This window comes from Micromonospora sp. NBC_00389, from assembly GCF_036059255.1.
Classification (GTDB): Bacteria; Actinomycetota; Actinomycetes; order Mycobacteriales; family Micromonosporaceae; genus Micromonospora.
In genome coordinates this window covers 5,742,929-5,766,141 of record NZ_CP107947.1, presented here as the reverse complement: position 1 = coordinate 5,766,141, position 23,213 = coordinate 5,742,929, and the positions used below count along the sequence as shown (strand labels likewise).

Genomic DNA, 23,213 nt, shown 5'->3' with positions numbered 1-23,213 from the left:
ACGTTTGCGTATGAATCAGAGATGTCTGCGCATAGAGAGTCTCCTGCGCTCCTCGTACGGTGGATCGCAAGAGAAGTGATCAACCCCGAGGCCGTGAGCCGGGCCCGAGACGACTTAGAAGAGGCACCGTTATGGCACGGCGACACAAGATTGTGGTTACTGGGGCGACCGGCACGGTCGGCCGACAGGTTGTGACTCAGCTGATGGACGCGGGAATCGAGGTTCGGGCGTTGGCCCGCGATCCCGAATCGGCGGTCCTGCCGCCCGGCGTCCAGGTCATGGGCGGTGACCTGTCCGAGCCAGACACCCTGCATGCGCCCATGGCCGGGGTCGAGGCGGCGTTCCTGGTCTGGCCCTTTGCCACGGCTGAGGGCGTGCCCGCAGTCCTGGATGTGGTCGCCGAGCACACCGGTCGCGTGGTCTACCTTTCGTCGGCGGCCGTACGCGACCACGAACAGCAGGTCGAGCACTTGATCAAGCGGTCCGGGCTGGAGTGGACGTTCCTACGGCCCCACGTCTTCGCGGCCAACACCCTCAGGTGGACCGAGCAGATCCGCACCGAGGGCATCGTGCGCGCGCCCTACGGGGCGGCCGTCATGCCCCCGCTGCACGAGCGCGACATCGCCGCCGTCGCGGTACGCGCACTCACTGGCGACGGGCACGCAGGAGCGATCTATGAGCTGACCGGTCCTGAATCACTCACCCAGGCCGACCAGGTGCGCATCATCGGTGAGGTGATCGGCCGCCCGGTGCGCTGGGTCGAGACCTCACCGGACACTGCGCGGCGGCAGATGCTAGCCCAGGGCTGGCCGCCCGCGGCCGTTGACGGCGTCCTCCAGTCCCAGGCCGAGATGGTGACGGAGCCGAGGCCGGTCACCTCCACGGTGCAAGAGGTCACCGGAGCGCCGGCGCGCACGTTCCGGACCTGGGTGACCGACCACGCCAGCGCTTTCCGCGACACCATGAAGGCCGCACGTATCCACCAGTACGGCGATGCCGGCATCATCCGTTACGAAGAGGTGCTGCGGCCGATGCCCGAGCCGGACCAGGTACTCATCCGGGTCGCCGCGGCCTCCTACAACCCCTCCGATGCCGCGCTCCGATCAGGGTTCCTGCAGGCCGTGCTGCCGGTGGACCTGCCATACACCCTCGGCTTCGATGTCTCCGGCACGATCACTGAGACCGGCAGCGATGTCAGCTCCTTCACCGTGGGCGACCGGGTGGTTGGCCGCCTCGACTACGGTGGGGCGTCGGCCGAGTACGTCGTCGCCGCCGCCGGCACCCTGGTCAAAGCACCCACCACCATCCCGTTGGCTGACGCCGCCGCGATCCCGGTCGCCGCGCTCACCGCCTGGCAGGCGCTGCATGAGCATGCCCATCCCACTGCGGGACAGCGTGTCCTGATCAACGGCGCCGGCGGAGGCGTCGGTGTCTTCGCCGTCCAACTCGCCAAGCACACTGGAGCAACAGTGATCGCCACGGCCAGCGGCCGCAGCGCTGCCGCGGTCCGTACCTACGGCGCCGACCAGATCATCGACTACACCCGCACACCCCTCGCCGACGCGCTCGACGGCCAGGTCGACGCCGTCATCAACCTCGCCGCGATCAGTCCCGAGGCGGCTGCGGAGCTTGTTCCCCTGGTCCGGCCCGGCGGCATCATCGTCTCGATCGCCACGCCGGTCGATCCGCCAGCTACCGCGCAGGTCACCGCCGTCCACTTTGACGCCCGCAACGACATCGAACAGCTCGCCGAGATCGTCGAGCTCATCGACATGGGCGCGCTCACTGTCGGCGTCACCGAGTCCCACCCGCTGTCCGCCCTCGCGCTCGTCCACCGCAAGGGCGAGGCGGGGCAGACCCACGGCAAGATCACCATCATCCCCTGAGCGCCGAACTCGCGGCGCCGGTCCTGGGCATGGGGATGACCATGCCCAGGACCCCACTCCGGGACCGATGCCACCATGCACCGGATGAGGTCGTCTTCCGACCGCCAACGGTCGGCACGCGGCCTGATCCCTGTAGCGACGAAGGAGGACCCCGTCATGACCTCAAGCCATCCAACACACCGCGAGGCAAACGCGGAGCCGACTTGGTCCAGCGTCGGACGCTGAACACGCTGGAGGAAGTACCTGTCGACTGAAGCGCCGCAGGCCTGACCCCGATCAACTCAGCGAGCGCTCCTGCCCACCGTCCACGATGTCGCTGGTCGGATTGGTCCGGCACCCGGGACTTCGCTCTGCGCCCACGAACGCCGCTGGTTGCCGGGTCGTCTCTGGCGGCAGCGAACGGTTACTTGGAAGTCAGCAGCTGCGTCAGCCGATCCAGTCCGCCCCTGATCAGCTGCGCGTACTCGTCATCGCCAAGCGCGCCGATCCCAGTCTGCGCGAGCTGGAGGTGCTCCCGGGCACGGCCGAGGTCGCCGAGCTTGCGGTAGCACTCACCCAGGTTGAGGTGCAATGACGGATACAAACCAGCCACGGGCAGCATCACCCCGGCCTCTGCCACCCGAACTTCCGTGAGCTGGTCGGCCGCCGTCAGCGCTCGTTGGTCCCAAACCAACTCCTCGTGGACATCGTCCTGCACGTCAGCCATCGCGTGCGCAAGGACGCAAACGTGCAACGGATCCCCCTGCTCCCCGTTGATCTCATCCCAGATCTGCGCAAACAAGTGGCGAGCGGCCTCACGCTGGCCTCGACCATGGTGCAGCTCCACCCCCTGGCCGATGCGGACGAGCGTTGGATCGGAGATCATCGGCGGCTCCTTCACCGGCTCAACTCGCGACGGTGGCATGGATCGTATCCGCGCGGACACCCCAGATCGCCGCCTCGGCCAGGTAGACGCAGGTGCGTCCCTCGTGTGCGGAGCGTCAGGACTCGGCTGTGGTGTAGGTCGCGATGATGACGCCAGTGGTCGTCACCTGGCTCCCGGTGAGCCGCAGCCGCCGGAGGGTGCCGTCCTTGGGGAAGATGCGCTTGCCGCCGCCGACGAGGACCGGCTCGATGAAGATGCGGAGCTCGTCAACGAGGTTGTGCTCGATGAGAGATCTGGTCATCTGGGAGCTGCCGACGACGTGCAGGGCGCCGCCGTCTTCCTGCTTCAGCGACGCCACGGCCTTGGCGATGTCGCCCTGAAGGACTGTGGAGTTCTGCCACGCGAGCGGTTCGGTGAGCGTCGTCGAGGCGACGTATTTCGGCCGGTTGTTGAGCGCCTCGGCGAGCGTGGCGAGTTCGGCGGGAGCGGTCGGCCAGAACGACGCGAAGATCTCGTACGTGCGGCGGCCGAACAGGAAAGCACCGGTCTCGACCGTGGTCTTGGTGACCCAGTTCGTCGTGATGTCGTCCATGTGGGGCATGTGCCAGCCGCCGTGCTGGAAGCCGCCGTCGCTGTCCTCCCCGTCGTAGCCGGGGGCCTGGACGACCCCGTCGAGGGTCATCCATTCGTCTGCGATCAATTTCCGCATGTCGGTCTCCTACGGATCGCTTGTGTCGCCGCCACATTCTGCCGAACAACCGATGACGTCGATGGCCGATCGGCTCAGGGATTACCGGGCTGCAAGAGTTGACCGAGCATGGCTTCGTCGCCGCTGATGACGGCTGTGCCGGAGGTGAGTGCGGTGGCCAGGGTGATGGAGCCATCGAGGAGGGCATTGAGCGTCGTCGGATCGGTGCGCAGGCAGGCTTGCGACTGGGCCGGCTCGCCGGGCTCGATGTGGACCTGCCCGTCCTGGGTGCGGACAGTCCACACCCGGTCGTCGAGCTCGAAACGGTAGGTGGCCGGCGGTGCCTGGGGATTCGGGTGCAATGAACCGCGCAGGAAGAGCAGCACCGAGGTGGCACTCAGGTGGACCGGAGCCGCGGGTAGGGGGATGCGTAGGCCCCAGCCGCCGAGGGCCAGCACGATCGGTTCCAGCTCGCGTCCGGACTCGGTGAGTTCGTACACCACCGAGGCCGCGGGGGGCGGCAGTCGGCGCCGGTGCACCACATCGCGGCTCTCCAACTCGCGCAGTCGGTCAGTGAGCATGTTGGAGCTGGCCCCCGGCAGTGACCGGCGCAGGTCCGAGAAGCGCTGCCGCCCGAGAAGGAGCTCACGGACGACGAGCAGCGCCCACCGCTCTCCGACGACGTCGAGGGCGCGGGCGATGCCGCAGGCGTCGCCGTAGGTACGACTGGTCGGCATGCGGCCTCCTCCTGACCTTGATCCGGGTTGCATGTTAAACGCTACCACCCAGTTGTTTTTTGCAACCATGAGCGTTACGGTCCCGACAGGCAGGGCTCACGCACCGGACGGCCCGCACGGGCCACGACGACTTGCCGCGAGGGCCGAAGCAGTCGGGCGCTGCGGCGCAGGAAAGGAGCACGTCCATGGGACGGCCAGTGATGCACTTCGAGATCATCGGGACGGATCCGCAGCGGTTGCGCAACTACTACGGTGAGCTGTTCGGCTGGCAGTTCGACATCGGGGACGCCGCCGCCGAGGCGGTCTCGGCACCGGGCAACTACGGGTTCGTCCACCCGGAAACCAGCACCGACGGCGGTGCCGGGATCCCGGGCGGCGTCGGCGGCGGCGCGGGTTACCCGCACCGGACGTTGTTCTACGTCGGCGTGTCCGACGTGGAGGCGGCGCTGCAGCAAGCGGAAAGTCTCGGCGGCATTCGCGTGTCGGGGCCGCACCGCAACCCCGCCGACACGTTGGTGGTCGGCTTCTTCACCGACCCCGAAGGTCACCTCGTCGGGCTGGCCGCCGCCGGATGACATTGTCGGCAGAGGTTGAGTCGGGCCGATCACCCTGAGGCCACCCGGTCGGCCGGACTGGACGGTGAACCAACCGCGCTGGGTCAGCCGAGCCAGCGGCCGTCGCGCAGGAGGACTCGTCCCTGCAACTCGTTCGCCTCCCGCCAGGCCTGGATGCGCCGCGGCCGGATCAGGAAGTGCTGGTAGGGCTCGTCGGATTCGCGTGGGTCGAAACCGGTCCTGGTGGCGAACGCGTCGCCCAGGTCCGGGTCGAGGTCGGCGATGTCCACCGGCTCGGCGGTGCCGTCGACGATGACGACGTCGCGCGTCGGCCCCAGGCTGAGTCGCACCCGGCCATCCGCCAGCAGGTTGCGGCTGGTGACCGAGGTGCGCGGCGTCGAAATGAGGAACGCGGTCCCGTCCCAGAGGTACGACAGCGGAATGAGGTGGACGCCGCCCGGGGAGCCCGACGTCGCGACCCAGAGATCGACCTCGCTCTCCAGTTTCGCGCGGGTGTCCCGCAGTCTCTCCGCAAAGCCACGCGGCGGCGCGCCCGTCATGCTTTCTCCATTCACTCGTGCGGCGATCTCGTGATCGGCAGACAGCAGTGACACATCAGGGCGTGGTGGCCAGCGACGCGGCCTCCCACGCGAATCCGTCCGGGTCGGTGAAGTGCCCGGCACTGCCGCCGATCATGAGCCGGTGCGATCCGGTGCCGTCGGGAGCTACGCCGAGGTCCTTGGCAAGGGCGCGGCGCCGGTACAACGCCAGCTTGACCGGACTCGACCCAGCGGCGAACTCGACGTACATGCGGGCAAAGCTCTTGGCCACGGTAAGGCCGCGCTCGACGTAGAACCGCTTGCTCGCGGCCACGTCCGCCACTCCCAGCAGGAGCACCATCTCGTCGATCTGCCGGGTGTCCGGGCCGGTGTCCTTCTTCGCCGAGGTCGCGACCTTCCAGATCGTGCCGTCGGGGGCCTGTACGACACCGCCGTAGCCCCAGAGCGACTTCGCGGCAGGCTTCAGCGAGGTGGCACCGGCGTCCAGGGCAGCGCCGATGAGGCCGTTGACGGTGGCCGGCTGGGACACCGTGAGCGCCAGCGTGAACCCCCGGAAGCCGGTCGTCGGCGCCTCCGAGGCCCGCAGGCGTATCTGCGTGTCCAGACCGAAGGCAGTGGTGTAGAAGCGGTTGGCGGCCGTGGGGTCGGCCACGTCGAGGGTGACGGATTCGATGTTTGTCATGCCCATCACGCTAGGTGCGGCTCGGCGACCGGTGCTTCTTGATTCCTGACCGGTCTTGGGCCGCGACGGGACCGCTCAGCGAAGCTCCTGGATGCGGACCAGGTTGCCGGCGGGATCGCGGAAGGCGCAGTCGCGGATGCCGTACGGCTGCTCGGTCGGCTCCTGGACGACCTCGGCGTCGCTGGCCTGCACCTTCTCGAACGTACCGTCGAGGTCCCGGGTGGCCAGCAGGATCCAGCCGTAGGTGCCCTTGGCCATCATCTGGGTGATGGTCTGGCGCTCGTCGTCGGTGACGCCGGGGTCGGCGGCCGGTGGCGCCAGGAGGATGGACGTGCCGGGCTGGTCGACGGGGCCGACCGTGATCCACCGCATCGTGCCCTGTCCGACGTCGCTGCGGACCTCGAAGCCGAGGGCGTCGCGGTAGAAGGCCAGGGAGGCGTCCGGGTCGACATGCGGAAGGAAGCTCGTGTGAATGGTGATGTCCATGAAGATCATGCTAGGGGCGGCTCCCCGGGACACGGCCTATTTCCCGTACGCCCCGCGCGCCCGGGCCACCTCGGCGGGCGGCGCGCTCACGCCAACGGCGTCGTCGAGCTTGCGGTCGTGGCGCGTCAGGCGGGCTGTTGAGAGGGCACGGGGTTCGGCTGCTCGGAGTGCTCCGGCTCCGGCCCCAACGGGCGTTCTTGGTGTACGGCGACGCCGGCGACGACCATCGCCACGCCGATGATCTCGGTGGCGGAGGGGATCTGCGTGAGCACGATGACGCCGATGACGGTGGCCGTGGCCGGCAGCAGTGACACCATCAGGGCGTAGGTGGCGCGGGGCAGGCGGGCCATGGCGAGTTGGTCGCTGACGTACGGGATGACCGACGAACAGATGCCCACGCCGGCGGCGGCAGCCAGCGCGACGGGGTCGAGGAAGGCTGACGCGGCTTGCCCGATGCCGATCGGCAGAGCGATCACCGCGGCGATCAGCATCGACAGGGCGAGGCCGTCGATGCCGGAGACGTGCGGGCTGCGGGCGACGCGGTGCCCGAGCACGATGTACAGCGCGAACAGCACGGCGTTGGCGACGGCGAAGCCGATGCCCAGCGGTTCGGCGACCAGACGCACGTCGGTGAGCAGATACACCCCGCCCACCGCGGCGCACAGCGCGGCGATGTTGCGGCGGGTCCGGGCGGCGAACGCGGCCAGCACGATGACCGGCAGGAACTCGATCGCGGCGACGGTGCCCAGCGGGAGCCGGTCGATGGCCAGGTAGAACACGCTGTTCATCACCGCCAGCACGGCCGCCCACCCGACCAGCAGCCACCGGGTAGGCCGGTCCAGGCGCTGCCACAGCCGCCACGGCCGCCGCCACAACGCGAACACCGCAGCGGCGGTCGCGATCCGCAGCCACGCCACCCCGAGCACGTCGATGCGCGCGAACAGCAGCACCGCCAGCGCCGGCCCGAGGTAGTGGAACACCGCGCTGACCACGAAGTACGCGTGCGGCGGCACCCGACCTGCCAGCCGTACCACCGGCGCCTGACCGCCACGAGCCGAGCCGTTCTCCGCCATGCCTCTATTCTCGAAAGAGATACGGCACAGGACCATGCCGGATCGAAAGTGGAGGGCAGCAGATATGGCCTTAGGGGAAGGCAAGAGCCCTTCTGGCTTTCTTGAGGGAAAGTCGCTGCTTGACGCGACGAACCGGCGGCTGCTCGACGTGCTGAGCGCCGATCCCCGCGCGACCGCCGCCGAGCTGGCCCGCCGGGTCGGCATGTCCGCACCCGCCGTCCGCGAGCGCCTCGCCCGGCTCGAGCAGGCCGGCGTCATCCGCGGCTACCGCCTCGACATCGACCCCGCCGCGATCGGCCTGCCCGTCGCCGCCTGGGTGCGCATTCGACCCGGCCCCGGCCAACTACCCAAAATCGCCGAACTCGCCGCCCGCACCCCACAGGTCAGCGAGTGTCACCGCATTTCCGGCGAGGACTGCTTCCTGCTCAAGATTCACGTACCCGCCATCGAAGACCTCGAAGCCGTACTCGACCAGTTCCTGCTCCACGGCCAGACCCACAGCTCCTTCGTCGTGGCCACACCCGTACCACCACGTAGCCCCACCACGGGACGATAAGCAGCAGCCGCCTGGAGCGGGAGTGGCTAGGTCCGGACGTACGCCCCGCGGGCCTGGGCCACCTCGGCGGCCTGGCGCTCCCGCCACCGGCGCTGGCTGTCCCGGTTGCAGGCGCGACACGTCCGTCGGTACCGCCCCGTCGACTCGTCGACCTCGCGGTCGTGCCCGTTGCGGCAGGTCGGCGCCTGCGCGCGCGTACGGCAGTTGTCCGCATGACTGACCTGACGTAGGTGAGTGGGCTCGACGCAGTCTGGGGCGTCGCAGAGGTGGTCGACGTCCAGGGTCGGGTCGTAGCCTCCGACGAAGGCGGCGTAGGCCGCGATGTGTGCCCAGGCCCGGCCGGCCACCTTCTGGTAGACGCCGCGCTCGGCGCCGTATCCACGGATGATCAGGCAGCCGTCGTCCTGTCGGACCGAACGCTCCAGGAGATAGTGGCGGAGAGTGTCCTCAGTGAAGTGTCGTGACAGACCGTTGACCCTGCTGAGCACGCCGTCACTCTAGTCCAGGGCCCGCGTGCCGGGCGTCCGCCGTACCTCGGTGAGACCGAAGCGGGCCGCCTGTTCGGGCAGGTCCACGTCGGTGTCGTCGGCGACGTCCGCACAGGGGACCAGCCGCACCGCGTCACCCTGTGCCCGCAGATAGTCCCGCGCGCCCCGGTCGCCGGTGGCCGCCGAGGCCACGCCGGCCCAGTGGTGCCGGCCGAGCAGCACCGGATGTCCGCGGCGACCGTCCTGGTAGGTGGCCACCGTGAGGGAGTCGGCGGTGGCGTCACGGGCCACCCGGCGTACCGCCTCGGGGGTGAGGCCGGGCATGTCGACCAGGGTGACCACGGCGGCCACGGCGGTGCCGGACGTCAGGGCGGACAGCCCGGCCCGCAGGGACGAGCCCATGCCCGTCGTCCAGTCGTCGTTGAGCACCACGCTGGGCAGCCGCGTGCTGGCGCGGACCCGGTCGGCCTGCGCGCCGAGCACCACCACGATCGGCCGGCAGTCGGCGGCCGTGAGGATCGCCGCGGCGTGCTCCACCAGGAGCCGCCCCCGGTAGGACAGGAGGGCCTTCGGCGTGCCGAACCGGCGGCCGGCGCCGGCCGCGAGGAGCAGTCCCGCCGTAGCCATGCGCCGAGCGTAGCCCGCTGCTGCGGGCCGGCCGGTCACCCGCCGGAACCCGAGATCGGGGAGAGCTGGGGGTGATCCGGCCGGCCGGGACGGCTAGCATGTATCTCGTATCTGCTGTCACGTATTTCGGGTGAGGTGCCGGATGACACCGGACGAGACGTCGGCGTGGCAACGATTCTGCCCGCTGCCCCCGACCCGCGTCGCGCTACGCGGCTGGCTGACAGCGCCGGCGTCCCGCACCGAACCGGACCCAGTTCGGCCAGCTGATCGGTGCGAACCAGGCGGTCGACCCACCCGTTGGCCGAGAGCTACGGGCAGGTCGAGGCCGCCCGGCCGCTGTCGTACCGGGCGGTGCTCACGGCCAACGTGGCCGCCCGCGAGGCCGCGATGACCGCCTGCGAGGTGGCCATCCAGACCTACGGCGGCAGTGGCTTCACCTGGGAGCAGCCGCTGCACCACTGGTACCGCCGGGCGTGGTGGCTGGCCACCTTCGACGGCACGATCGCCGACGCCCGGGCCGAGCTGGCCGGACTGCTGCTGGACGGTTGACCCCGCCGGCCGCGCGCGGGATCAGCCGGGGGTGGTCAGGACGACCCGGGTCGGTAGGAGCCGAAGCTCCACAGGTTGCCCTCGGCGTCGCGGATCGAGTAGCCCTGGCCGCCGTAGTCCTCGTCGCGGAGCTTCTGCACGACCTCGGCGCCGGCGGCGACGACCCGCTCGTAGTGCGCTGCCACGTCGTCGAGCACCACATAGGTCGCGCCGGGCCCGGTGTCCAGAACGAGCCGGCCGTCGCTGCCGTCCGTCTGCGAACCGAGCATGACCATGCCGCTGCCCCAGGTCAGCTGCGCGTGACTGATGGAGTTGTCCGGGCCGGGGACGACCAGCTCCGCGCGGAAACCGACGACGTCGACCAGCCACCGGATGGCGGCCGGAGCGTCGCGGTAGCGCAGGGTGGGGATGACTTCCGGACCTCTACTCATACACGAGAGTCTAATGAAGAAACCCGGATAGCAAATGTGATGCGTCCTGGCATGTCGTGTGTTCGGCTACGCTGAGCCCATGCGTCGCTACGACTACGTCATCGTCGGCGCGGGTGCGGCGGGCGCGGTGCTGGCGGCCCGCCTGAGCGAGGACGCGGCCCGGTCCGTGCTGCTGCTGGAGGCCGGCCCCGACCTCGTCGGAGCAGCCGTGCCCGAGGCGTTGCGCACCGGCTCGGTGGAGGCAGAGGACGGCTTCGACTGGGACCTGCGGGCGACCGTCGTCGCCGGGCGGGACGCGCCGCTGCGGCGCGGCCGGGTGGTCGGTGGCTCCACGCAGATCAACGACCGGGGCGCCATGCGGGCCCCGGCCGCCGACTTCGTCGGGTGGGGTGCCCTCGGCCTGCCGGAGTGGGACTGGCCGGCGGTGCTGCCGGCGTTTCGCCGGCTGGAGGCCGACCAGCAGTTCGGCGACCGCGACTACCACGGCGCCGACGGTCCCGTCCCGATCACCCGCTGGTCGCGCAGTGAGCTGACACCGGCGATGGACGGCTTCCTGCAGGCCGCGCTCGGCCTGGGCCACGACTACCAGGAGGACATGAACGCCCCCGACGCCGTCGGCATCGGGATGTATCCGCAGAACCGGCACGACCGGCTGCGGATGTCCACCGCCCTCACCCACCTCGACCCGGCCCGGTCCCGGTCCAATCTGGTCGTCCGGGGCGACGCCGAGGTCGACCGCGTGCTGCTGGCCGACGGGCAGGCGGTGGGCGTGCAGGTCGCGGGGGAGACCATCGGCGCAGGCGAGGTCATCCTCTGCGCCGGCTCTCCGTACAGCCCGGCCCTGCTGCTGCGTTCGGGGATCGGCCCCGCCGACGAGCTGCGCGCCGCCGGGATCACGCCGCTGATCGACCTGCCGGGCGTGGGCGCCGACGTGATCGACCAGCCCGGCGCGATCATCCTGGTGGTGCCCGAGCCGGAGACGGTGGGCGGCGACTGGCCGCGTACCCAGCTCATCGCGCGGCTCGCCGGCATTCTGGGCCATGAGGCAGACCAGGCGTTCTACCTGAGCCTGTTCATCGGGATGAGCACCTCCCGTGGCGCCGGCGCGGGTCTGGACCGGATCATCGGCGCCGACCAGGTCAACACCGTGATGATCGGCGACATGGCGATGGCGTCGCGGGGGCGGATCTCGGTGCGCGGCGCCGGCGGGACGGCCCCGCCCGTGGTCGACCTCGGCTTCTACTCCGCCGACGGTGACCTCGCCCGGATGCGCGACGCGTACCGGCACGCGTGGGAGATCGCCAACCAGGCCGCCTTCACCAAGACCGTCGCCCGGTTCGCGCTCGTCGACGACGCGGTCGTGGGCGACGACGAGCAGCTGGACCACATGTTGCGCGCCACCACGTACAGCCGGTTGAACCTGGTCGGCGGCGCGCGGATGGGCGCGGCGGACGACCCGGGCGCGGTCGTCGACGGCCGGTGCCGGGTGCGCGGCGTGGCCAACCTGCGGGTGGTGGACGCCTCCATCGTTCCGGTGCCGCTGCGCGCGCCCGCCGCATTGACCAGCATCATGATCGGCGAGCGCGGCGCCGAGCTGATCGCCGGTACGCCCCGCTAACGGCGCAGCAGCGTCGACAGTGCCGCAGCGGGGTTGGCCACGACGGCCCGCGCGACGGTGACGTAGCCGTCGAGCAGCCGGACGGCGTCCGGCGGCGCCAGCCGTGGCGTGTGGAACAGCACCACCCGCAGCCCGTCCCCGCGCGGGGCGAGCGCCAGCTCCGTGCCGAAGCGGCTGCCGATCGCCTCCGGGACGAGCAACTCGAACTCGGTGTCGCCGGCCCGCACGCGGTACGTCAGCTCGGCCATCATCTGGGACACCACGTCGTCGACCCGGCCGCCCAGGTTGGCGCTGCCGGTGGACACGGCCTGGTAGGGCTGCTCCTGGTTGGCGAAGGCGGCGGCGGTCGTCGCATGGGTCGCCCGTACCAGGGCCGCGAAGGTGGCGAACGGCGGCAGCCGGGTGCGCAGCACGACCATGTTGGCGCAGAAGCCGACGGTGCGTTGGCTCTCCGGCCGGCTCCGGTTGGCGAACAGCGAGGCGACGGCGAGGTCGCCCTGCCCGGTGACGCGGTGCAGGACGGCGTAGTAGACAGCCAGGGCCACGGTGAACAGCGTCGTGCGGTGTCGCCGGGCCAGGGCGCGCAGTCCGTCGGCGACGACGGCGTCGAGATCCCGGGCCAGCACGCCCGGGGCTGCTCCCGGTGGCGGCTCGCGGTACGGCAGGCGCGGCAGCCGCAGCCCGGTCAGCTGGTCGCGCCAGAACTCGCGTTGCCGGTCCAGTTCGGTGCCGGCCAGGCGATCCTCCTGCCAGGCCACGAACTGCGGGTACTGCCAGCGCATCGGGGGCAGCTCGGCGGGCGACCCGGCGTAGAGGATGCGCAGCTCCTCGAAGAGCGCCCCGCATGACCGGCCGTCGGTGACCAGGTGGTGCATGGTGAAGCAGGAGCGGATCGGCGAATACCACGCCGCCGGGGTCGAGCATCTGATCCTGTCCGGACAGCCGCACCTGGAGGAGGCGTGCTGGTTCGGCGAGGGGGTGCTGCCGCTCCTGCGGCACGACGGTCTCCTCGACGCCGAGGCCGCGCGGCCCCCGAAGCTGGCGGTGGGCCGATGACGCCATCCGTCACGGAACGGCCGATGACCGTGCTGATCGGCAATCCGAAGCCGCACTCCCGGACGCGGACCGTCGCTCTGGCCACCGCGGCGGCCCTGCATGCCCGGCTGACCCACTGCCCGACCCCGGTCGGCGCGCCGACGATGATCGACCTGTCCGAGCTGACGGCCGAGCTGGTCGGTCAGAGCAGCCGGCCGGAGACCCTCGACGAAGTGTTGGAGGCGGTACGCCGACCAGGGCTGCTACTGGTGGCCAGCCCCACGTTCAAGGCGGCTTACAGCGGCCTGCTGATGCTCTTCGTCGACGTGCTGCCCCGGGCGCGCTCACCGGGGTGGTGGCCGTGCCGTTGATGACCGCAGCCCGATCCGGTCACCGGCACGTCGTCGACACCTACCTGGGCGCCCTGTTGGCCGAGGCGGGTGCGTGCGTACCCGCGCCAGGTCTGTGCGTACTCGAGCGGGAATTCGACACGGCGGAGGTCGGCATCGAGCTGTGGGTGGACCGGGCGGCGCCTGCCGTGGCGGACGCGCTGGCCGACGTGCCCGACCCGGCGGCCGAGCCCGGCGTCAGCCGGCGTTGACCTCGGTGTCGTGCTTGCGGCGCATCCGGCTGATCCAGCCCTGCGCGGTGTGCACCGGGACGTCGAAGTGCTCGGCCACCCGGCTGATCGTGCCGACCTGCTCGTAGACCGCCTCCAGGTCCGCCGGGTCGGGTGCCCGGCGGTAGGCGCGCCCGGCCTTGAGCCGACTGAGCCGGTCCGGTTCGCCGGCCCGGCGGGCCGGGCGGGGCACGGCGGTGCTGGTCGCGGCGGTGATCTCGTGGACCGGCCCGACCGTCACGGCCGGGCGGGAGGCCGTTGGCAGGGCGCCGCCGACCGGGCGGATCTTCTCCCGGTCCTGCGGCGGGATGAAGGCGCGCAGCAGGGCGTCGAAGTCGACGTAGGGCAGCTCGCCGGTCAGGCCGGCGCTCTGTGGCGCCCGGACGGTGAGCTCCCGCACGACCGGGTGGCCGTTTCTGACCTCCAGACGGACGACGGTCTGCGCCACCGGGCCGGTGATCTCCTCACCGTCGTCCTGCACGGACACGATGGTGATGATGTATTGACTCACGACGATGCCTTTCCTGCGCATCTCCGGTTGAGCCAGTGCGGCTTCCGGCCCGCCGGCCAGCCCTGTCGGGTTTGGCCGGTGGTGGGAGACAAAATATCAGATTTTGGCAGGCAGAAGGCGAGATATCCGACACTCGCCACGGGACGCCTATCCTTCATCTCCGTTTGATTGTGGGCATCACCAAACAAATCGGGTTCTCCGGGGGGTGGACCCCCGATCCTCGCCAGACCGTTGATGGTTGACTGCCCCGGAGACCAGCAGCGCCGCCAGCCCGGCCCGCGACGACCCCCCGGTCTTGCGGAAGATGCGGTGAGGTGGGCCTCCACCGTCTTGACTGTCACGTACACCTGCTCCGCCGCCTCGGCGTTGCTGGCACCCCAGCGCTCGGTGCCAGGCCCTCGCTGGGGTCACGATCGCCGATCTCGCCCGCGACGTCGATGCCGACTCCGGCCCCGAGGCCCTGGCCGGCGTCCGCGACTGGCTCTCCTGCGAGCAGGACGGCTGACCACGGTCAGCCGGTGTGGCGTACCTCGGTGTCCCAGATCTGCGCCCACGGACGCCGCAGCCCTCGGCACACGTAGATCGGGCCACCGTTCTCGTCGTTGTCCACCTCGACCCGCTGATCCACCCGTCCGCCGAGCACGCATGCGTCGAACCAGGCGGTGAGCGGGTCGGGGCGCTCCCAGCCGACGACGATCACCACGTCGGCGTCGGCGGGTGGCCGGCCGAAGTCGACCATGTTGTTGTGCCCGGAGTACGCGCGGGGCAGGTCACGGGCCGGGCCGTAGCGGGCCAGCGCTCCGGCCTCGCCGTAGTTGCCGGTCAGGATGACCGCCCGCGAACGCTCCTCGGGTGGCAGGCCACGATGGACGGTGGCGACCGAGTCCGCGAACGCCGGCCACCCGATGGTCTCGCCAGCGTCATAGTTGACGTCGAGCACGAAACCGGGCAGCCGGTCGGCCGGCAGCACCGGCAGCAGCAGCACGACGGTGGGCAGGAGGAACGGCACCGCGCCCAGCGCGAGCAGGCCCCGGCGCAGCCTCAGTGCGCCACGCGACGCCCATGCGGCGGTGACCACCGCGCCGGCGGCGGTGAGCACCAGCAGCAGCGGCGCGTCGTAGTAGCCCTTGCCGCCGGCGAGCAGGACGATGCCGACGACGACCAGCCAGGCCCAGCCCACCGCCCGGTACGCCCGCCACTGGGGCCGGCGTAGCAGCGCGACGAGGCCGGCGATCCAGATCGGCACGGCGTACGGGCTGATGATGACGAACTGGAGGATGAGCGCGTCGAGGCGGCCACTGTAGGAGCTGTCACCGTCGGAGATCGAGGCGGCCACGCCGAGCTGTGGGAAACCGTGCGCCGCCTGCCAGATGAGGTTCGGCGCGGCCAGTAGCGCCGCGAGCACGGCGGCGGCCAGCACCCACCGGTCGCGCAGCAGCCGGCGTGGCCCGGCGATGGCCAACCCGGCGATCAGGCCCACGGCCAGCAGCGCGGGCAGCACCTTGTTGAGCATGCCCAGGCCGAGCGCCAGCCCGATGCCGAGTGCCCACCGGCTGTCGCCGGTGCGCAGCAGCCGCACCGCGCACAGCGTCGCGGCCAGCCAGGCCAGCAGGTCGACGGTGGTGGTGCTGAGCAGGTGACCGCCGGCGAGCACGATGCCGGCGAACGCGGCGAGCACCGCCGCGAAGGTCTGCCCGCCCCGGCCGGCGCCCAACTCCCGGGCGATGGCGGCGACCAGCAGGACCGCTGCGCCGGCCAGCAGTGCCGATGGCGTACGCAGCACCACCAGGTTGCCCGGCGCGATGGTGTCGAGCAGCCGGGCCAGCGCCGGGACCAGTGGACCCTGGTCGACGTAGCCCCAGTCGAGGTGCCGGCCGCAGAGCAGGAAGTACAGCTCGTCGCGGTGGTAGCCGTAGCGGCCGGCGAGCAACAGCAGCGTCAGGCTGACCGCGCCGGCCACCAGCCACGGCCCCAGCGTGCGCGGGCCGGGCGACGGTGGCCCCGGCGGCGGGGACGTTGGGGCCGGATGGTGGGGGCGGTCGGTGGCGGCAGCGGCTTCGCTCACGCACACATCATCACCGATTTGCCGCCGTAGCACTGGCCCGCCACGTGGCTGCTCGGGTATCAGCGCCCGATCCGGCAGTGCGGGACCGATCCGGCGAGAGTTCCATCAGCCCGCCTGTTGTTGGCCAGGGCGACGTCAGCGAATGCTCCGACGCTGACCTGCGCGGCGTCCGCCAGCAGGGCGATGAGCAGTAGTCGATGCTGAGTGTGCTCCGGCTCGCCGGGTACCTCGGTGGCCGGCGGTCGGTGACCACCAGGGAGCAGCGCGGTCAGCAACTGCCTGTCCACTTTTGGTAGCCAGACCTCAAAGTGGTCGACCTGCGCCTCCAGACGTGGCCACTGGTCCCGCCCGTCCGGGTCGAGCTCCTCGACGAGCAGCCCTGCGGTGTCCCTGAGTACCTGGTGCGCCCACGCGTGGGGCAGCCGCAGGAGGCGCCCGACGGAAGTCTGGAACTGCCCGTGGTCCGTCCGGTTGGCCGCTCGTACCCCGGCCACCACGGCATTCCACAGCTCCTGCTCTGCCGGTGTAGGCAGCTGCCACATCACCATCTCCTCTCCGTTGCTGGGCTCGCAGAAGCCTGCTGGCCCGGACCTCAGCGGCACCTCGCCGTCGCGGTCGCGGCACCATGCCTTCTGTTGGGGTGGCCGGCACGGGCCCGTAGGAGGCGAGGCCCGTGCCGGCCGACGGTGATCACCCCCATCACCGTCTCCCGCCGGCGGCGGCTCAGCCGGACCCTGTCGATTCCCGGCCGTGCCATCGCGGCGTGCTTTCGCGCCGAACAACACTCACGTCAGTACTGATCGGGCGTGTTCGTGGCGCACCTCTGGAACGTCCTGCTCATCAGCAACGGTGGCCCCCGAAGCCGGCTGCACTGCCCGATCCCGCCCTGTCGTTCGCGGCGGCCGGGGCCAGGGCAGCAAGCGAGGCGACCGTCGGACGCACCGGTTCGATGGGTCGGGACAGGACAGTGGGCAAAACGTGCTGAGGGCGACCTGGCAACCCATCGAAAGACATGTGAACAGCCACCGGTCGAGGTTATGGGGAGCTTGTCAGTGTTTGTCCTGATTCGAGAGACGGGCTCCGACGGATACTTCGCCATTCGCATATCCCGAAATATGGGCTGTCAAAGGTCGAACAGAACGATCGCACCCTTAGTGGCGAAACAGGAGTAAGAGCGCGGAGGCTACCGAACCACGCACTGCATGTCGTAAATAGGCAAACAGGACAAGCAGGCCCAAGGGTCCCTTGCGGGCGGACGTGCCGCCTCCCTCTCGCCTCGGGTCCGGGTCCCGCAAGCGGCCGCCCCCGCCGTCGGGGTCAGGACGGCGGTGGCAGGATCGGCCAGTTCGCTCGACCGGAAGGAAGACATGCGCTATCGCACTCTGGGCGCCACCGGCACGGTGGTGTCGACCCTGTGTCTGGGCACCATGACCTTCGGCGCGGAGACCGACGAGGCGGGCAGCTTCGCCCAGCTGGACCGGTTCGTCGAGGCCGGCGGCACCTTCATCGACACGGCTGACGTCTACTCCGCGGGCGTCTCTGAGGAGATCGTCGGCCGCTGGCTGCGGGCGCGGCCCGAGCTGCGCGACCGGCTGGTGATCGCCACCAAGGGACGGTTCCCGATGGGCCCGGGGGCGAACGACGCCGGCCTGTCCCGGGTACACCTCACCCGCGCCCTGGACGCCAGTCTCCGGCGACTCGGGGTCGAGGCCATCGACCTCTACCAGGCGCATGCCTGGGACCCGCTGACCCCGCTTCCGGAGACGCTGCGGTTCTTCGACGACGCGGTCCGCGCGGGCAAGATCCGCTATGCGGGGGTCAGCAACTTCACCGGTTGGCAGTTGCAGAAGGCCGCCCTGCTCACCCAGCACCTCAACCTCACCCCGATCGTGACCCTGCAGCCGCAGTACAACCTGCTGGCCCGGGAGATCGAGTTCGAACTGGTGCCGGTCTGCGAGAACGAGGGCATCGGCATCCTGCCGTGGTCACCGCTGGGCGGTGGCTGGCTGACCGGCAAGTACCAGCGGGACAGCGTCCCCACCGGTGCCACCCGGCTCGGCGAGAACCCGCAGCGCGGCGTCGAGGCGTACGCGGGCCGCAACGCCGAGGAGCGCACGTGGCGGGTGATCGACGCGGTCACGCAGGTCGCGAAGGAACGCGGCGTGTCCATGTCGGCGGTGTCGCTCGCCTGGTTGGCGGCCCGGCCGGCGGTCACCTCGGTGATCCTCGGTGCGCGGACCACGGCGCAGCTCGACGACAACCTGACCGCCGCTGACCTGATCCTCGACGCGGAGCAGACCCGGCTGCTGGACGAGGCGAGTGCCCCACTGGTGGGGGACTACCCGTACGGCCGGGCCGGTGTGCAGCAGCGAGGCCGCGATCTGCCGGCCGGCCCCGCACACTGATCCGATGACCACCGTGTTTCCCGAGCCCACCACCCCCGCCGGCAGCCGCACCGAGGTCTTCCTGCGCTACCTGGACTACTTCCGGGAATCCGTGGCGGCCAAGGTGTCGGCGCTGCCCGAGTCGGAGCTGCGGTGCAGCCAGCTGCCGTCGGGGTGGACTCCGCTGGAGCTGCTCAAGCACCTGCGGTACGTCGAGCTGCGCTGGATCGAGTGGGGCTTCCAGGGTCGGGACGTCGCCGAGCCGTGGGGCGACCGCCGCGGGGAGCGCTGGTACGTCGCCCCCGAGGAGACTCGTTCGGATCTGGTGGAGGCGCTACGCGCGCAGGGTGCGCACACCAGCGCGGTGGTGACGGCGCACGACCTGGCGGAGATCGGCGCGCCGGGCCCGCGCTGGAACGGCGCGGACCCGGCGTCGCTGGAGCGGGTGCTGTTCCATCTGGTCCAGGAGTACGCCCGCCACCTCGGCCACCTCGACGTGGTCACCGAACTCGCCGGTGGCCCGACCGGAGAGTGAGTGAGCCCGCCCCGATAATGGGCGAATGCCGCTGCTCGTCGCGCCCGCCATGCCCGCCGGGAGCCTCGGCGCCCAGACCCAACCCCACCTTCCGGTACGCCCCGGACTGGCGCTGCGGGGGTGGCGCGACGACGACGCCTCGGCAGTCCGGGTCGCCTTCGACTGTCCGGCGATCCAGCGGTGGCACGTCCGCCGACTCGACGACGACGAGGCGAGGGCGTGGACGGCGCAGTGGGCCGGCCGTTGGCGCGACGAGACGGCCGCCAGTTGGGCGATCGTCGACGCCGACGACCGACCGGTCGGTCAGGTGGGGTTGCGGGGCGTGCTGCTGGCCGAGGCGTCGGCGCAGGTGTCGTACTGGGTCTTGCCCGCCGCGCGTGGTCGGGGAATCGCCACCGACGCGCTGCGGGCACTGACCCGGTGGAGTTTCACGCGGGCCGGCCTGCACCGGTTGGCCCTGGAGCACTCGACCGCCAACGCGGCGTCGTGCCGAGTGGCGACCCGGGCCGGCTTCGCAGTGGAGGGCGTGCTCCGGGGGTCGGTTCGCCACACCGACGGCTGGCACGACATGCACCTGCACGCACGGCTGCGCACCGACGGCCGGATCTGATCAGCGGACGCCAGCTAATGGGCCCCGCGCTTGGGTACGGTCCCGACCTACTCGATGACCGGCGCGGATACCGTCGGCGTCGCGCCATCCGCGTCGGCGCGTCGCATCGCCCGTGGCAATCGCAGCGCGACGATACCGGTAGCCACCAGGCCCCCGACGCCCGCGATTATCAGGGTCACTGGGGCGGAGGTTGCGTCCAGCAGTAGGCCGCCGGCGATGTAGGATGTCGCGGCGGCGACACCGATTGCGCCGTACAGATTACCGAAGACCCTGCCGAGCATGCCCGCTGGAACCGTACGTTGTAGCAGCGTGCTGGAGGCGACGTCCATGGCAGCCAACCCCAACCCGCGGACGGCCTGCAGGGCGATCGCGGCGGCGACGGCCCAGGCGAGCCCGGTCAGCAGGTTACCGACACTGCTGACAGCGAAGCCCAATATCAGCAGCAGCGGCATCGACGCCCGCGTGCCCCACCGGGACAACATGGCATAACCGGCCATAAGTCCGAGGCCGACCGCGCCCAGCAGAAGCCCGACCGCGGAATTGCCAACCTGAAAGGTGTCCCGGGCCAGCAGCACCAGCGCCACGTCATCGACCCCGTTGAAGGCGACCACCGCAGTGAAGCCAAGAAAGATGACCCGCACCGTCGGAACACGTAACAGATAACCAATCCCCGCTTTGGCCTGTCGCAGCAAGGACGGCTGGTGCCCATCGCCGGTCGCCGCCGGGAGTGAGGGAAGCGTCGCGAGCAGCACGGCCGAGACCAGAAACGACACGGCGTCGACGAGCAGCAGACCACGCACTCCGACCAACGGGAACAGGGCCGCAGCGATTAGCGGGCCGACCGCCTCTGCTCCGTTGGAGCCGAACCCGACGGTGGAGTTGGCGGTCTCCAGGTCACGGTCACCAACCAGTGCAGTCACCGCCGCCCGAGACGCCGGTTGAAAGATCTGCGAGGCGGTAGCGCGGATCGCGACGAGGGCCAGCAGCACCGGCAGCGGAGGCAGGGTCAGCACAATTACCAGCAGGACCACAGCTTGGATGAGTTCGCAGACGACCATCAGCCGCCGGAGATTAAGCCGATCGGTGAGGGCGCCGGTGAAGGGACCCAACAGGGATGGAGCGAAATCTCCGACAAGCAACAGGAGGGAGATTGCCAACGCCTGGCCTGTCGTGTCGGCGACGTGGAGCATGAGCGCGACAAGGCTGAGTGAATCGCCTGCGTAAGAAACAACCCGTGCCGAGAAGAGGGCTCGCAAGGGCCCGTTGCGGCGAAGCAGCTGGGTTGGACGCAACGACTCAGCGCCTGCCGTGGCGGCCGCTGCGCCTGACATGTCGAATCTCCTCTATCGATGAGAGCTGAGGTGAGGCACCGTAATGCCGTCGCCAAACCGGCACGCTCAGCGCGGTGTCCAACCGATGCGCGGGACGGGGTGAGCTGCGCGCGGTGCCGTTCACCGACCAGCCTGTGGCTGAAACGTAATCATCTAAGCGTCGGTGAGCGCGTCATTAATGCCGTGTGCACGAGCGGGGGTTGAGGCACTGCCGAGCCGGCACCTGCGCTCAGCGATCTCCCCAGGGGTGATCGAGGTGCCACCGCAGTGGCCAACTCCAGCTTCAGCAGATGGTGCTCCATCGTCTCGCGCGGGACGCCGGCTGACCGACCACACCGCACGGAGGCTCCCGGCACTGGTCGGGGGCCTTTTGCGTGGGCCCGGCTCTGCCGCCCGGGGCAGGCTGATGGCTACCGCACAGCTGCGCACCGACAAGCCGCTCTGATCAGCGGACGCCGGCGGGTTCGGCCGCTTGCGGTTGCGGGGCCGCGGGCCAGGTGAGCCGGCGTACGCCGGGGACGAGCGCGGTGCCGGCGCAGGCGGTCAGGACCAGCAGGCCGGCGATCGCCAGCGGTACGGGCGCGCCGAACGCGTCGGCGGCCAGCGGCGCCAAGGCGTAGCCCAGCGGCATCGCGCCCAGCGACACCAGCCAGTCGTACGAGGTGACTCGTGCCAGGACCTCGGGCGGGAACTGGTGCTGCACGACGGTCTCCCAGACCGGGTTGAGGTAACCGAGGGCGGTCAGCGCCACCCCGTAGGCGACGATCACCGCCGGGGCGGGCGCGGCGACGGCGAGCAGCAACAGTGGTGCGGCGTAGCTGGCCAGCCCGAGGTTGGCCAGCAGTACCGGCCGGTGGAGCCGGACCCGCCCGGCCAGCAGCGAGCCGGTGAGCATGCCGATCGCGCCGGCCTGCAACAGCAGCACCCAGGTGGCCTCGCCGCCGAGGCGGTCGATGGCGATGGCCGGCCCGAGGGTCATCAGCACGGCGGCGGCGCCGTTCCACACGCCGTGCCCGATCAGGCTGGTCCAGAACCAGTCGCGGGCGCGAACCTCGCCGAAGCCGTGCCGCAGGTCGGCGAGGACGGAACGGCGGGGTACCGGCACATGCCGGACCCGGACGAACGCGAGGAGCGTGGCGCTGAGCGCGAACGACGCGCTGTCGATGATGAACGCCCAGCCGGGTCCGGCGGCCCAGATCAGCAGGCCGGCCAGCGCCGGGCCGGCGAGCCGGCTGGTGTTGGCGGTGATCCCCATCAGGGCGTTGGCCCGCTGCCGGGCGGCCGGTTCGACGGTGCCGGCGACCAGCGGGGAGGCGGTGGGCATGGCGAACGCCGAGGCGGTGCCACCGAGCGCCGAGGCCACCACGATGGTGCTCAGCGACGGGTCGCCGCCGAGCAGCTCCACGCCGACCGCGAGCTGGGTCGCGCAGCGGACCAGGTCGGCCACCAGGGCGACCCGGCGGGCGTCGAACCGGTCGGCGACGACGCCGCCGAGGGGCAGCAGGAGCAGCCGGGGAACCATGGCCGCGGCGAGGACGACCGCGAGCGCACTGGTGGAACCGGTGGCCCGCAGCACGGCCAGGGCAAGTGCGGCGGGCACCACGGCGTCACCGACCGAGGAGACGGTCCGGCCCAGGAACAGCAGCCGGAAGGAGCTGACGCGCAGAGGGTTGGTCACCACCGCAATGTACTTCGACACCGAATATTTCGTCAACGAATATTTCGGTTGCGATAGGCTCTGCGGGTGACCACCGCCCACGACTCCGTCGACCGGCATGTCGAGCGCTGGCTGCCCGTCCTGCCCGACCTCGACGCCGACGTCGAAGGCGCCGTGACCCGGATGGGCGTCGTGACCCGGCACCTGCGCACGGTGAAGGAGCGGGTCCTTGCGGACTTCGACCTGCCGGCGCACGAGTACGACACGCTGCACGCGCTTGCCGGCCGGCAGGGGCGTGCCGCACCCTCGGAACTCGCCGCGGATCTGGCGATGGCGCCGGCCTCGATCACCGCGCGCGTCGACAACCTGGTCGAACGCGGCTACGTGCGGCGGACGCCGTCCACTGTCGACCGGCGTCGGGTGGATGTGGAGCTCACCGACGCGGGCCGGGCCGCATGGCACGGGGCGATGGACGTCCGGGGCGCCGAGGAGCACCGGCTGTTCGGCGCGCTCACCCCGTCGGAGCGCCGACTGCTCTCCGACCTGCTGCGTCGGGTACTTCTCGTCGCCGAGCAGCCGGCCGACTCGGCGGGCACACCGGACCCCGACTGAGCGCCGGCCCAGCGCACACCGATCCACCTCCGGCCGCCGCCACGCCCCGAAAAT

The 23,213-nt window shown here is 70.7% G+C and carries 27 protein-coding genes and 2 pseudogenes; 13 read left to right on the top strand and 16 right to left on the bottom strand.

From position 1 onward, the window contains the following. Nucleotides 1-131: 131 nt before the first annotated feature. Nucleotides 132-953, top strand: a pseudogene (locus OG470_RS27270) (NAD(P)H-binding protein); the annotation flags it as partial. A 9-nt stretch (nucleotides 954-962) separates the two neighbouring features. Then, nucleotides 963-1,886, top strand: coding sequence for an NADP-dependent oxidoreductase (locus tag OG470_RS27265; RefSeq protein WP_328426629.1), 924 nt, complete (start codon nucleotides 963-965; stop codon nucleotides 1,884-1,886). Nucleotides 1,887-2,289: 403 nt separating this feature from the next. Here the strand turns inward: OG470_RS27265 and OG470_RS27260 are convergent, their stop codons facing one another. The 3 genes from OG470_RS27260 to OG470_RS27250 form a co-directional block, all read right to left on the bottom strand. Next, nucleotides 2,290-2,751 (bottom strand): hypothetical protein, encoded by a 462-nt coding sequence (locus tag OG470_RS27260; RefSeq protein WP_328416721.1) that lies wholly within the window; start codon nucleotides 2,749-2,751, stop codon nucleotides 2,290-2,292. Between the two features lie 115 nt (nucleotides 2,752-2,866). After that, nucleotides 2,867-3,460 (bottom strand): dihydrofolate reductase family protein, encoded by a 594-nt coding sequence (locus OG470_RS27255; protein ID WP_328416719.1) that lies wholly within the window; start codon nucleotides 3,458-3,460, stop codon nucleotides 2,867-2,869. 74 nt (nucleotides 3,461-3,534) lie between these two features. Further along, nucleotides 3,535-4,176: a winged helix-turn-helix transcriptional regulator gene (locus OG470_RS27250; protein WP_328416717.1), complete on the bottom strand. Its 642-nt coding sequence runs from the start codon at nucleotides 4,174-4,176 to the stop codon at nucleotides 3,535-3,537. A 185-nt stretch (nucleotides 4,177-4,361) separates the two neighbouring features. On the opposite strand from OG470_RS27250, the gene OG470_RS27245 reads away from it, so the two are divergent. Further along, entirely contained in the window at nucleotides 4,362-4,751 is a 390-nt protein-coding gene (locus OG470_RS27245; RefSeq protein WP_328416715.1) for a VOC family protein, read from the top strand. An 83-nt stretch (nucleotides 4,752-4,834) separates the two neighbouring features. Here OG470_RS27245 and OG470_RS27240 read toward each other — a convergent pair whose 3' ends face one another. The 4 genes from OG470_RS27240 to OG470_RS27225 all read right to left on the bottom strand — a co-directional run bounded on the left by OG470_RS27240 (nucleotide 4,835) and on the right by OG470_RS27225 (nucleotide 7,531). Next, entirely contained in the window at nucleotides 4,835-5,290 is a 456-nt protein-coding gene (locus OG470_RS27240; protein ID WP_328416713.1) for a pyridoxamine 5'-phosphate oxidase family protein, read from the bottom strand. 55 nt (nucleotides 5,291-5,345) lie between these two features. Continuing rightward, nucleotides 5,346-5,972: a glyoxalase gene (locus tag OG470_RS27235; protein WP_328416711.1), complete on the bottom strand. Its 627-nt coding sequence runs from the start codon at nucleotides 5,970-5,972 to the stop codon at nucleotides 5,346-5,348. 75 nt (nucleotides 5,973-6,047) lie between these two features. Beyond that, nucleotides 6,048-6,458 carry a VOC family protein gene (locus tag OG470_RS27230; RefSeq protein WP_328416709.1) on the bottom strand — a complete coding sequence of 137 codons (411 nt, stop codon included), beginning with the start codon at nucleotides 6,456-6,458 and terminating at the stop codon, nucleotides 6,048-6,050. A gap of 125 nt (nucleotides 6,459-6,583) precedes the next feature. Continuing rightward, complete coding sequence (locus tag OG470_RS27225) at nucleotides 6,584-7,531, bottom strand: EamA family transporter (protein ID WP_328416707.1); 948 nt, start codon at nucleotides 7,529-7,531, stop codon at nucleotides 6,584-6,586. 64 nt (nucleotides 7,532-7,595) lie between these two features. On the opposite strand from OG470_RS27225, the gene OG470_RS27220 reads away from it, so the two are divergent. After that, complete coding sequence (locus tag OG470_RS27220; RefSeq protein WP_328416706.1) at nucleotides 7,596-8,087, top strand: Lrp/AsnC family transcriptional regulator; 492 nt, start codon at nucleotides 7,596-7,598, stop codon at nucleotides 8,085-8,087. A gap of 26 nt (nucleotides 8,088-8,113) precedes the next feature. Here OG470_RS27220 and OG470_RS27215 read toward each other — a convergent pair whose 3' ends face one another. Both OG470_RS27215 and OG470_RS27210 read right to left on the bottom strand, forming a co-directional pair. Further along, entirely contained in the window at nucleotides 8,114-8,575 is a 462-nt protein-coding gene (locus OG470_RS27215; RefSeq protein ID WP_328416705.1) for an HNH endonuclease, read from the bottom strand. A 9-nt stretch (nucleotides 8,576-8,584) separates the two neighbouring features. Continuing rightward, nucleotides 8,585-9,202, bottom strand: a complete 618-nt coding sequence (locus OG470_RS27210) for a nucleotidyltransferase family protein (protein ID WP_328416703.1) — start codon at nucleotides 9,200-9,202, stop codon at nucleotides 8,585-8,587. 270 nt (nucleotides 9,203-9,472) lie between these two features. Between OG470_RS27210 and OG470_RS27205 the strand changes: the two genes are divergently transcribed. Next, a complete protein-coding gene (locus tag OG470_RS27205) occupies nucleotides 9,473-9,751 on the top strand; it encodes an acyl-CoA dehydrogenase family protein (protein WP_328416701.1) in 279 nt (92 codons plus the stop codon). A gap of 35 nt (nucleotides 9,752-9,786) precedes the next feature. On the opposite strand, the gene OG470_RS27200 is transcribed toward OG470_RS27205, so the two are convergent. Further along, nucleotides 9,787-10,182, bottom strand: coding sequence for a VOC family protein (locus OG470_RS27200; protein ID WP_328416699.1), 396 nt, complete (start codon nucleotides 10,180-10,182; stop codon nucleotides 9,787-9,789). A 79-nt stretch (nucleotides 10,183-10,261) separates the two neighbouring features. On the opposite strand from OG470_RS27200, the gene OG470_RS27195 reads away from it, so the two are divergent. Then, nucleotides 10,262-11,800, top strand: a complete 1,539-nt coding sequence (locus tag OG470_RS27195) for a GMC family oxidoreductase (RefSeq protein ID WP_328416697.1) — start codon at nucleotides 10,262-10,264, stop codon at nucleotides 11,798-11,800. Here OG470_RS27195 and OG470_RS27190 read toward each other — a convergent pair. Next, on the bottom strand, nucleotides 11,797-12,675 hold the full coding sequence (locus tag OG470_RS27190) for a condensation domain-containing protein (protein WP_328416695.1): 879 nt from the start codon (nucleotides 12,673-12,675) through the stop codon (nucleotides 11,797-11,799). The two genes, OG470_RS27195 and OG470_RS27190, sit on opposite strands and share 4 nt — an antisense overlap. A gap of 10 nt (nucleotides 12,676-12,685) precedes the next feature. Here OG470_RS27190 and OG470_RS27185 point away from each other — a divergent pair. The 3 genes and pseudogenes from OG470_RS27185 to OG470_RS27175 all read left to right on the top strand — a co-directional run. Beyond that, nucleotides 12,686-12,856, top strand: a pseudogene (locus tag OG470_RS27185) (alkanesulfonate monooxygenase); the annotation flags it as partial. 23 nt (nucleotides 12,857-12,879) lie between these two features. Beyond that, nucleotides 12,880-13,206, top strand: coding sequence for an NAD(P)H-dependent oxidoreductase (locus tag OG470_RS27180; RefSeq protein WP_328416693.1), 327 nt, complete (start codon nucleotides 12,880-12,882; stop codon nucleotides 13,204-13,206). Then, the gene (locus tag OG470_RS27175; protein ID WP_328416691.1) at nucleotides 13,197-13,436 is read left to right on the top strand and encodes a hypothetical protein; all 240 of its coding nucleotides are present in this window, start codon (nucleotides 13,197-13,199) and stop codon (nucleotides 13,434-13,436) included. Before OG470_RS27180 ends, OG470_RS27175 begins: the two co-directional genes overlap by 10 nt. Here the strand turns inward: OG470_RS27175 and OG470_RS27170 are convergent. The 3 genes from OG470_RS27170 to OG470_RS27160 all read right to left on the bottom strand — a co-directional run bounded on the left by OG470_RS27170 (nucleotide 13,423) and on the right by OG470_RS27160 (nucleotide 16,572). Next, a complete protein-coding gene (locus OG470_RS27170; RefSeq protein ID WP_328416690.1) occupies nucleotides 13,423-13,965 on the bottom strand; it encodes a hypothetical protein in 543 nt (180 codons plus the stop codon). The genes OG470_RS27175 and OG470_RS27170 overlap by 14 nt on opposite strands. A gap of 511 nt (nucleotides 13,966-14,476) precedes the next feature. Next, complete coding sequence (locus OG470_RS27165; RefSeq protein ID WP_328416689.1) at nucleotides 14,477-16,030, bottom strand: glycosyltransferase family 39 protein; 1,554 nt, start codon at nucleotides 16,028-16,030, stop codon at nucleotides 14,477-14,479. A 59-nt stretch (nucleotides 16,031-16,089) separates the two neighbouring features. Beyond that, a complete protein-coding gene (locus OG470_RS27160) occupies nucleotides 16,090-16,572 on the bottom strand; it encodes a hypothetical protein (RefSeq protein WP_328416687.1) in 483 nt (160 codons plus the stop codon). An 825-nt stretch (nucleotides 16,573-17,397) separates the two neighbouring features. On the opposite strand from OG470_RS27160, the gene OG470_RS27155 reads away from it, so the two are divergent. From OG470_RS27155 to OG470_RS27145, 3 genes are read left to right on the top strand one after another with little or no spacing between them, the layout of a single operon-like run. Further along, complete coding sequence (locus OG470_RS27155) at nucleotides 17,398-18,435, top strand: aldo/keto reductase (RefSeq protein WP_328416686.1); 1,038 nt, start codon at nucleotides 17,398-17,400, stop codon at nucleotides 18,433-18,435. A 4-nt stretch (nucleotides 18,436-18,439) separates the two neighbouring features. Next, nucleotides 18,440-18,949 (top strand): mycothiol transferase, encoded by a 510-nt coding sequence (locus OG470_RS27150; RefSeq protein WP_328416685.1) that lies wholly within the window; start codon nucleotides 18,440-18,442, stop codon nucleotides 18,947-18,949. 25 nt (nucleotides 18,950-18,974) lie between these two features. After that, entirely contained in the window at nucleotides 18,975-19,559 is a 585-nt protein-coding gene (locus tag OG470_RS27145) for a GNAT family N-acetyltransferase (RefSeq protein WP_328416683.1), read from the top strand. A 47-nt stretch (nucleotides 19,560-19,606) separates the two neighbouring features. Here OG470_RS27145 and OG470_RS27140 read toward each other — a convergent pair whose 3' ends face one another. Continuing rightward, nucleotides 19,607-20,890: an MFS transporter gene (locus OG470_RS27140; protein WP_328416681.1), complete on the bottom strand. Its 1,284-nt coding sequence runs from the start codon at nucleotides 20,888-20,890 to the stop codon at nucleotides 19,607-19,609. A gap of 445 nt (nucleotides 20,891-21,335) precedes the next feature. Continuing rightward, nucleotides 21,336-22,568: an MFS transporter gene (locus OG470_RS27135; RefSeq protein WP_328416679.1), complete on the bottom strand. Its 1,233-nt coding sequence runs from the start codon at nucleotides 22,566-22,568 to the stop codon at nucleotides 21,336-21,338. A gap of 66 nt (nucleotides 22,569-22,634) precedes the next feature. Between OG470_RS27135 and OG470_RS27130 the strand changes: the two genes are divergently transcribed. After that, on the top strand, nucleotides 22,635-23,159 hold the full coding sequence (locus OG470_RS27130; protein ID WP_328416677.1) for a MarR family winged helix-turn-helix transcriptional regulator: 525 nt from the start codon (nucleotides 22,635-22,637) through the stop codon (nucleotides 23,157-23,159). Nucleotides 23,160-23,213 lie beyond the last annotated feature (54 nt).

Coding starts and splice junctions, on each gene's coding strand:
- OG470_RS27145 (WP_328416683.1), top strand. CDS start 18,975: ATGCCGCTGCTCGTCGCGCCCGCCATGCCCGCCGGGAGCCTCGGCGCC.
- OG470_RS27160 (WP_328416687.1), bottom strand. CDS start 16,572: ATGTGGCAGCTGCCTACACCGGCAGAGCAGGAGCTGTGGAATGCCGTG.
- OG470_RS27155 (WP_328416686.1), top strand. CDS start 17,398: ATGCGCTATCGCACTCTGGGCGCCACCGGCACGGTGGTGTCGACCCTG.
- OG470_RS27210 (WP_328416703.1), bottom strand. CDS start 9,202: ATGGCTACGGCGGGACTGCTCCTCGCGGCCGGCGCCGGCCGCCGGTTC.
- OG470_RS27260 (WP_328416721.1), bottom strand. CDS start 2,751: ATGATCTCCGATCCAACGCTCGTCCGCATCGGCCAGGGGGTGGAGCTG.
- OG470_RS27240 (WP_328416713.1), bottom strand. CDS start 5,290: ATGACGGGCGCGCCGCCGCGTGGCTTTGCGGAGAGACTGCGGGACACC.
- OG470_RS27235 (WP_328416711.1), bottom strand. CDS start 5,972: ATGACAAACATCGAATCCGTCACCCTCGACGTGGCCGACCCCACGGCC.
- OG470_RS27225 (WP_328416707.1), bottom strand. CDS start 7,531: ATGGCGGAGAACGGCTCGGCTCGTGGCGGTCAGGCGCCGGTGGTACGG.
- OG470_RS27245 (WP_328416715.1), top strand. CDS start 4,362: ATGGGACGGCCAGTGATGCACTTCGAGATCATCGGGACGGATCCGCAG.
- OG470_RS27195 (WP_328416697.1), top strand. CDS start 10,262: ATGCGTCGCTACGACTACGTCATCGTCGGCGCGGGTGCGGCGGGCGCG.
- OG470_RS27180 (WP_328416693.1), top strand. CDS start 12,880: ATGACCGTGCTGATCGGCAATCCGAAGCCGCACTCCCGGACGCGGACC.
- OG470_RS27150 (WP_328416685.1), top strand. CDS start 18,440: ATGACCACCGTGTTTCCCGAGCCCACCACCCCCGCCGGCAGCCGCACC.
- OG470_RS27265 (WP_328426629.1), top strand. CDS start 963: ATGAAGGCCGCACGTATCCACCAGTACGGCGATGCCGGCATCATCCGT.
- OG470_RS27250 (WP_328416717.1), bottom strand. CDS start 4,176: ATGCCGACCAGTCGTACCTACGGCGACGCCTGCGGCATCGCCCGCGCC.
- OG470_RS27140 (WP_328416681.1), bottom strand. CDS start 20,890: ATGTCAGGCGCAGCGGCCGCCACGGCAGGCGCTGAGTCGTTGCGTCCA.
- OG470_RS27200 (WP_328416699.1), bottom strand. CDS start 10,182: ATGAGTAGAGGTCCGGAAGTCATCCCCACCCTGCGCTACCGCGACGCT.
- OG470_RS27190 (WP_328416695.1), bottom strand. CDS start 12,675: ATGCACCACCTGGTCACCGACGGCCGGTCATGCGGGGCGCTCTTCGAG.
- OG470_RS27230 (WP_328416709.1), bottom strand. CDS start 6,458: ATGGACATCACCATTCACACGAGCTTCCTTCCGCATGTCGACCCGGAC.
- OG470_RS27255 (WP_328416719.1), bottom strand. CDS start 3,460: ATGCGGAAATTGATCGCAGACGAATGGATGACCCTCGACGGGGTCGTC.
- OG470_RS27220 (WP_328416706.1), top strand. CDS start 7,596: ATGGCCTTAGGGGAAGGCAAGAGCCCTTCTGGCTTTCTTGAGGGAAAG.